Consider the following 6352-nt stretch of genomic DNA (forward strand, 5'->3'; position numbering starts at 1 on the left):
TACGCAACCCCGAAACCGGCAAAGCCGCGCGTGATTTGCATCTCTACGAAGAGGTTCTGAATTTGATCAAGAGATCGGGCGTCGACGTGGTCATCAACTTCACCGCCACTGGACACTTGGAGTTGGCCAAATGGCTGCACGGGCAGGGTCTTAGAAGGCTAGGACTTGCGCGGCCCTTTCCTTCAGCATGACCGGAGTGTTGGCAGACTTGAGGGAAGTTTTTTGACATGCAGAAGGCGCCAACGGTACCAACAGTCGAGCGGCATGTGTTGATCAGTAGAGAGGGCAGCTTGTTCCAGCAATTGCATGCGATCGTAGCCGCCGTCGGCGAAGAGATACTTGATCCATGGCCAGCGCTTGCGGATGGCCTCGAAGATCATTGTGCCCACATAAATAGCCCATAATCACAATTCGATCGCGCAGGGAATCAAGCGGACTCATACGCGGCAGGGGAGCCACACCGTGATAAAATCATTTGATTTTGGAAATGAGCCTCGCCAGGACGAGCTTTCAAGCTTGGTTGCAAAAGAGGTCCAGCGCGTTCTGGCTCAGCACCAGGAGGTTATGAAGGAACGCAGTTCAATCGCATCGCGCATCGGGACGGGCAATACTGCTGCCACCGATTTACTTTCTGGGCCGCCCCAACAAACCATTCATGACGATTTGACCGCCCTGGCGTCCGAATTTGTTCGCAGGCTCGCAGCCGAAGCAGTGAGTCGTTCCTATGAGACCGCCGATGAAGCGGCTCCGCTCGCGGCGCGAGCCGAGGGCAGACGTGGGGGCACCGTCCTACAAGCGCGAAATCAGCAAAGCGAATGCGTGCGCATCGAAGACTGGGCGGGTCAGGTTGCAGGGCCAACCTATCTGGAACAACGCTTCGGCATACCGCGATCGACACTGCATCGGTGGCAACGGCACAACGATGTAGTCGCGTTGCGCAAAGGCGCCCGCAAGCATGTCTTCCCCTTGGCTCAATTCATCGACGGCAGGCCTGCGCCGGGGATACAACAGGTGCTCTCCTTGATCGCCAATCCCAGACCGGCGTGGCTCTGGCTGACCCGCCCCTCAGCCCGGCTTGACGGCCGCATTCCCATTGAAATGCTCAAACAGGATCTGGCTGCAGAAGTCATCTTGGCCGCACGGGATTTTTCCTCGACATGAAGCCCGACTGACGAAGCTCACTGCAAAACAATGCACCGGCAATTGGTTAGACCCGGTGTGAACCCGCGAGAGCCATATAGAGCGACGCGCGCGTTGCCCTATGTCGAGAGCTCGTATTTCGTTTATTGTGTCAGTTGTACCGATTGCGTTATTTGTACCGTTCGCACCAATTGTGCCATATATATTCAAATTCCGTGACATAATGGCAACGGTTATTGCACGTAACGGCGCGATTCGTGCTGTATACCTTGAATTATTCGATGTGACAGATAGCGTCAAACTGCGAAGAAGCAGCGCAATGCGCATCTTTTTCGATCGTGGGGAATGGGAGGGGATGCTGTCTTTCAGCAATGATGCCCTGACCCTTTTTTTAATCTTTGACTGGAGATCAAAATGAACATCAAGAGCCTTCTTCTCGGCTCCGCTGCCGCCTTGGCCGCGGTCACCGGCGCCCGCGCGGCCGATGCCGTCACCGTCGCCGAGCCGGAACCAGCTGAGTACGTCAAGATCTGCGACGTCTATGGCGCTGGCTATCTCTATATCCCTGGCACCGAAACCTGCCTGCGCATCGGTGGCTATGTCCGCTGGGATGCTTCGGCTGGCCAGGAAGGTTCGTACAACGGCCGTCGTGCTGTCGACCATGAGGACGGCAGCATCAACGATACCTGGCACAAGAAGGCCCGCCTCTCGCTGAGGACCTGGACTGGTCAGGAAACAGAACTCGGCACCTTGAAGACCTACACTGAAACCAAGTTCAACTATTCCGACGGCAGTAACAGCAGTACGCTGAACTTCGCCTGGATTCAACTGGGCGGACTGCGCGTTGGTAAGGAGGAATCAGCGTTCGATACGTTCATCGGCTACGCTGGCAACGTCATCAACGATACGCTAGTTCCTTATGGCGATTTCGACACCAATGTCGTGCAGTACTACTTCGACGCCGGCAATGGCTTCTCGGCAGTACTCTCTCTCGAAGAAGGCTCTGGCACGGTCGGCACGATCGACAGCTACGTTCCGCATGTCGTCGGCGGCGTGAAATACACGCAGGGCTGGGGCGCCATCACCGGCGTCGTTGCTTATGACAGCAACTACGAAGAGGTGGCCGGCAAGGTTCGCTTGGACGTGAATGCGACCGAGGCGCTGGCGCTGTTCGTCATGGCGGGCTACGGTACCAACGACAATCTCGACGACCCGACCTATGCGATCCCTGCCGGCGACCGCGGCTTCTACAAGCAGTGGGGCGGCAACTGGGCAGTGTGGGGTGGCGCCACCTACACCTTGAACGAGAAGACTGAATTCAACCTCCAGCTCTCGTATGATGAAGCCAAAGAGTTTGGCCTTGCGGCGAACGTTGCCTACAAGATCGTCCCGGGTCTCACGATCACGGCCGAAGTTGACTGGGCTCATAACGACCACGACAGAAACGGTTACAACTGGACCGGCATCCCCGCTGGCAAGAGCAACGCTGTCGGCGGCATCCTCCGCTTCCAGCGCTCGTTCTGACGAATCGAAGCATTACCCCATAGCGCCCGCCGCATACGTTTGCGTGCGCTGGACTCGCTCGTACAGCCGGTGTTGGCTCAGCGGGTTACCCAAAAAGGATTCGTCGGCGGCTCCTTCCAAAGTGCTTAGGTCCGCACCTCCGGGATCGAAGCCCGCCGCCGATGTGAAGGGCGCCCTTGACCAGGGCGCCCTTCACTTTAGAGCGTCGAGCATTCTGACTGAATCGAAAGGATTGCCGTCGTGTAGCGACGACCTGCTGTCAGAGCCTCACCCGAAACTTGGTTTTGGGCGTGGAAGCGGTTGAGTGGCCCCGTCCATTGTGATTCGCTTGAGTTGTTTAGACTTGAACGGGATCAAGACATCGGTTGGACGGAGACCACCCGTCGGCGATATTGCCGCGCGGGACAGCGAGATGCAAACGCGTCGACGGACAAGGAATGGGCATTGATCGAGCCGTTCCTGCCGGGAACGAAGACGACGAGACGACCGCGGACGACAGAACTTCGAGCGGTCGTGGACGCGCTCCTCTACATCGCCTGAACCGGCTGCCAGTGGCGGGCATTGCCGGACCGGTTCCCGCCGATTTCGACGGTTCAACGCTATTTCTATGCCTGGCGGGACGACGGGCTGTGGAAGAGCATCAACTTCCTATTTGGTGGCTGCGGCACGCCTGGCGCTTGGTCGCGAAGCGAGCCCGAGCGCCGGCGTCATCGACAGCCAATCGGCAAAGACCACGGACGTTGCCGGTGTGCGTGGTTACGACGCCGGTGAAGGTCAAAGGCCGCAAGCGCCATATCATTACCGACACCGAGGGACACTTGGTCGGGCTGACGGTGCACACGGCCGACATCCAGGACAGGGATGGGGCAGTCGGCGTCATCGCCTCCATTCGAAGGCTTTATCCCTGGTTGGGCCATCTGTTCGCCGACGGTGGCTATGCCGGAGAATCGCAGGCTCTGGCCAATCTCGGCACATGGACCATCGAAATCATCAAGCGCGCCGACACGGCCAAGGGCTTTGTGGTGCTGCCACGACGATGGGTCGTGAACCGCTGTACAATGTTGCCAAGTTTGCCTTTGAGTGGTCGGTGCGCATCGAGCGTCCAAGCCGTAAGCGGCAGCTTGTTGAGACTCGCAATCGGAGTGCGAGTCGATTTGTCGCGGGTGAATCAGAGCCACCACAGGATTCAATGCGCCATCGGCGGCCCAGCTGCGAGCTGGCCGATGGAGGCGCACATGGTCCGGCGCAAGGATCGCCCTGTGCTGCGCGTGCACGTCGTTCGAAGCGACAAGAACCGGCCCCAACATCTGCTCGAGGCCTATGCCCGCCTTGTGCCGATGATATGGCGCACAAGCCAGCGGCCGGACGGTCCTCCGGGCCGCTCATCGAAGGTGAAGGAAGTTATGGCGCGATCGGGAGGTGAGCAATGACCGAGATGCGATGCGCGCTCTATGCACGGGTATCCAGCGAGGCCCAGACGCGCGACAACACGATCGCCAGTCAGGTCATAGCGTTGCAGGAACGCATTGCCGCCGATGCTTCGTGCTTGAGCCAGGTCACAGCTATCTGGATGACGGCTACAGTGGTTCGATTCTGCTTCGCCCGGCGCTGGAGCGGCTGAGGGATGCGGTTGCCAGTGGCCACGTCGAGCGTCTCTACGTCCTTGCTCCCGATCGGCTCGCCCGCCGCTACGCCCATCAGGCGCTGCTGATCGACGAGTTCCGTCGTGCCGGTGTGGAGATCGTCTTCCTGAACCGCCCCATTGGTGGCACGGCCGAAGATGATCTTTTGCTCCAAGATCCTCGAGCGGAGCCGTCGCGGTCGTCGTCATGCGGCCCGTTCCGGCTCCGTCAGCGCTCTGACGGGTGCGCCCTTTGGCTACCGCTATGTGGGCCGGAACCAAGGTGGCGGCGTGGCACGCTTCGAGGTTGGTGGAGGCGGAGGGCGCACATTGTTCGTCTGATCTTCGCATGGGTCGGCCTGGATCGCATGAGCCTGCGGGAGGTGTGCCAGCGGCTCAAGCAGATGGGCTGCCAGACGCGGGCAGGAGCCCCCAGTCACAGCCCCGCTGTTTGTGCCAGCCAGCCGGCCCGAGCGCTTCGTCAAGGCCGCCGTCTCGGGTGCCGACGCGGTGATCGTTGATCTCGAGGACGCTGTGCCCGACAGTCTTAAGGACGAAGTTCGCATGAACCTCAGCGCGGCGTGAGCGCTATCCGTCCCGGCATTCGTGCGCATCAATGCGGAAGACACGCGCTGGCACGAAGCCGACCTGGATGCTATGCGTGCGCTCGGCTTGATGCACTCTGCGTCCCCAAGATCGAGGACGCAAGCGAGCTCGACCGCATCGCAGTCGGCTTTCCTTATCCCGTCATGCTGATCGCGCAGATCGAGACCGCCGCGGGCCTCGAGGGCGCGCAGGGAATTGCCCGACATCCGCAGGTGTCGCAACTGGCTTTCGGACCGGCCGACTTTTTTCTCGACATGGGCATGCCCGTGTCGGCCGAAATGACACGGCACATCCTGTGCCGGCTTGCGGTCGCCAGCCGCGCCGGCGGCATCGCGCCGCCGCTCGACGGCCCTGCCTTCAAGATCGGGGACGCGGCTGTGCTGAGGGCGGAATGCCTGACGGCAGTCGCTTGCGGCGCCGGCGGCAAGCTTTGCATCCATCCCTCGCAGCCGAGCGCCGTTCTCGAACATTTCCTGCCCGGCGCATCGGAAGTCGAGTGGGCTCGCCGCGTCGTCGACGCGGCCGCCGACGGCGGCACGCGAGCCGTGGAAGGGCAGATGATCGACGCGCCGGTCATCGCAAGGGCGCATCTCGTCCTGCGACGGAGCCGCGGGGGAACCAGGAACAGACACAATGAGGAGATCCGAAGACGTTGTCACATGAAATCTCGACAGTAGCTCTCTCCAGTCTTGACACACGTTTCTGACGCGCTGTCCTCATCCGATCGACCCGGATTGACGTGGGCAAAGATCATCATCTCGGACGGCCGTGCGCTCGGCTCTTCTGAAAAGTTCCAGGATGTGATCCTCCCGGTCGACGACAAGCTCGGTGCGGCCGTTGGCGTAAGCCGCGCTGCCGTTGATGCGGGCTATGCCCCGAACGACTGGCAGGTCGGGCAGACGGGCAAGGTGGTTGCCCCGCTGCTCTACATCGCCTGTGGCATCTCGGGCGCCATCTAGCATAGGCCGGAATGAAAGACTCGAAGGTCATCGTCCCGATCAACAAGGACGAGGAGGCCCCGATCTCCAGGTGGCAGACTACGGCCTCGTTGCGGACCTCTTCGAAGCGCTGCCAGAATTGCAGAAGGCGTTTTGATGCGTATAGCGTTGATCGCAGCGGAACTCCCCGAACGCGAGAAGCATGGAATTCGACCTGCAGCATATCGTGAGTGGTGACCCGATGCTGATCGAGGGCATCGATACCCTGGTCCTGACGCAAGGCGGCGACCCAAATGACGAACTGGCGGACAAGTTCGAGGGAAGTGATAGAGAATTCTATATGATCGGCGACTGCCAAATGGCTCGGACCTGAGAAGAAGCAGTGTACGAGGGTATGGAAGTGGGATGGAAACTATAATCGATCCCCGGTTCTGCCGGGGTTGTGTGCGTCAAGTTCTGCAAAATGGGCGATCATGAAACTGGTCATGCGGCTTGGCGTAGAGCGAGCTTCTTGTGCTCGCGC

At 60.0% G+C, this 6352-nt stretch carries 6 protein-coding genes and 5 pseudogenes; 10 read left to right on the plus strand and 1 reads right to left on the minus strand.

The window, feature by feature from the left end; all coding sequences use genetic code 11:
- Positions 1 to 191: pseudogene (locus tag NKI10_RS30995) on the plus strand (hypothetical protein); the annotation flags it as partial.
- 93 nt (positions 192 to 284) lie between these two features.
- Here the strand turns inward: NKI10_RS30995 and NKI10_RS30675 are convergent.
- A pseudogene (locus NKI10_RS30675) lies at positions 285 to 380 on the minus strand (IS5/IS1182 family transposase); the annotation flags it as partial.
- Positions 381 to 462: 82 nt separating this feature from the next.
- Here NKI10_RS30675 and NKI10_RS30680 point away from each other — a divergent pair.
- The 9 genes and pseudogenes from NKI10_RS30680 to NKI10_RS30720 all read left to right on the plus strand — a co-directional run bounded on the left by NKI10_RS30680 (position 463) and on the right by NKI10_RS30720 (position 6202).
- Positions 463 to 1161, plus strand: a complete 699-nt coding sequence (locus NKI10_RS30680) for an antitoxin Xre/MbcA/ParS-like domain-containing protein (protein ID WP_352862600.1) — start codon at positions 463 to 465, stop codon at positions 1159 to 1161.
- Between the two features lie 202 nt (positions 1162 to 1363).
- Positions 1364 to 1558, plus strand: coding sequence for a hypothetical protein (locus NKI10_RS30685; protein ID WP_023820103.1), 195 nt, complete (start codon positions 1364 to 1366; stop codon positions 1556 to 1558).
- Positions 1555 to 2664 (plus strand): porin, encoded by a 1110-nt coding sequence (locus tag NKI10_RS30690; RefSeq protein WP_352862601.1) that lies wholly within the window; start codon positions 1555 to 1557, stop codon positions 2662 to 2664. The genes NKI10_RS30685 and NKI10_RS30690 overlap by 4 nt, the downstream gene beginning before the upstream one ends.
- 360 nt (positions 2665 to 3024) lie before the next feature.
- Positions 3025 to 3716: pseudogene (locus NKI10_RS30695) on the plus strand (IS5 family transposase); the annotation flags it as partial.
- 388 nt (positions 3717 to 4104) lie between these two features.
- Positions 4105 to 4395, plus strand: a pseudogene (locus NKI10_RS30700) (recombinase family protein); the annotation flags it as partial.
- 343 nt (positions 4396 to 4738) lie between these two features.
- The gene (locus tag NKI10_RS30705) at positions 4739 to 4870 is read left to right on the plus strand and encodes an aldolase/citrate lyase family protein (protein ID WP_196813786.1); all 132 of its coding nucleotides are present in this window, start codon (positions 4739 to 4741) and stop codon (positions 4868 to 4870) included.
- Positions 4867 to 5568: an HpcH/HpaI aldolase/citrate lyase family protein gene (locus NKI10_RS30710; RefSeq protein WP_352862602.1), complete on the plus strand. Its 702-nt coding sequence runs from the start codon at positions 4867 to 4869 to the stop codon at positions 5566 to 5568. Before NKI10_RS30705 ends, NKI10_RS30710 begins: the two co-directional genes overlap by 4 nt.
- 18 nt (positions 5569 to 5586) lie before the next feature.
- Positions 5587 to 5986, plus strand: a pseudogene (locus NKI10_RS30715) (electron transfer flavoprotein subunit alpha/FixB family protein); the annotation flags it as partial.
- 45 nt (positions 5987 to 6031) lie between these two features.
- On the plus strand, positions 6032 to 6202 hold the full coding sequence (locus tag NKI10_RS30720; protein WP_352862603.1) for a hypothetical protein: 171 nt from the start codon (positions 6032 to 6034) through the stop codon (positions 6200 to 6202).
- Positions 6203 to 6352: the final 150 nt, after the last annotated feature.

The sequence above is a fragment of the Mesorhizobium sp. M0802 genome (assembly GCF_040320115.1).
Lineage (GTDB): Bacteria > Pseudomonadota > Alphaproteobacteria > Rhizobiales > Rhizobiaceae > Mesorhizobium.

Coding starts and splice junctions, on each gene's coding strand:
- NKI10_RS30685 (WP_023820103.1), top strand. CDS start 1,364: ATGGCAACGGTTATTGCACGTAACGGCGCGATTCGTGCTGTATACCTT.
- NKI10_RS30690 (WP_352862601.1), top strand. CDS start 1,555: ATGAACATCAAGAGCCTTCTTCTCGGCTCCGCTGCCGCCTTGGCCGCG.
- NKI10_RS30720 (WP_352862603.1), top strand. CDS start 6,032: ATGGAATTCGACCTGCAGCATATCGTGAGTGGTGACCCGATGCTGATC.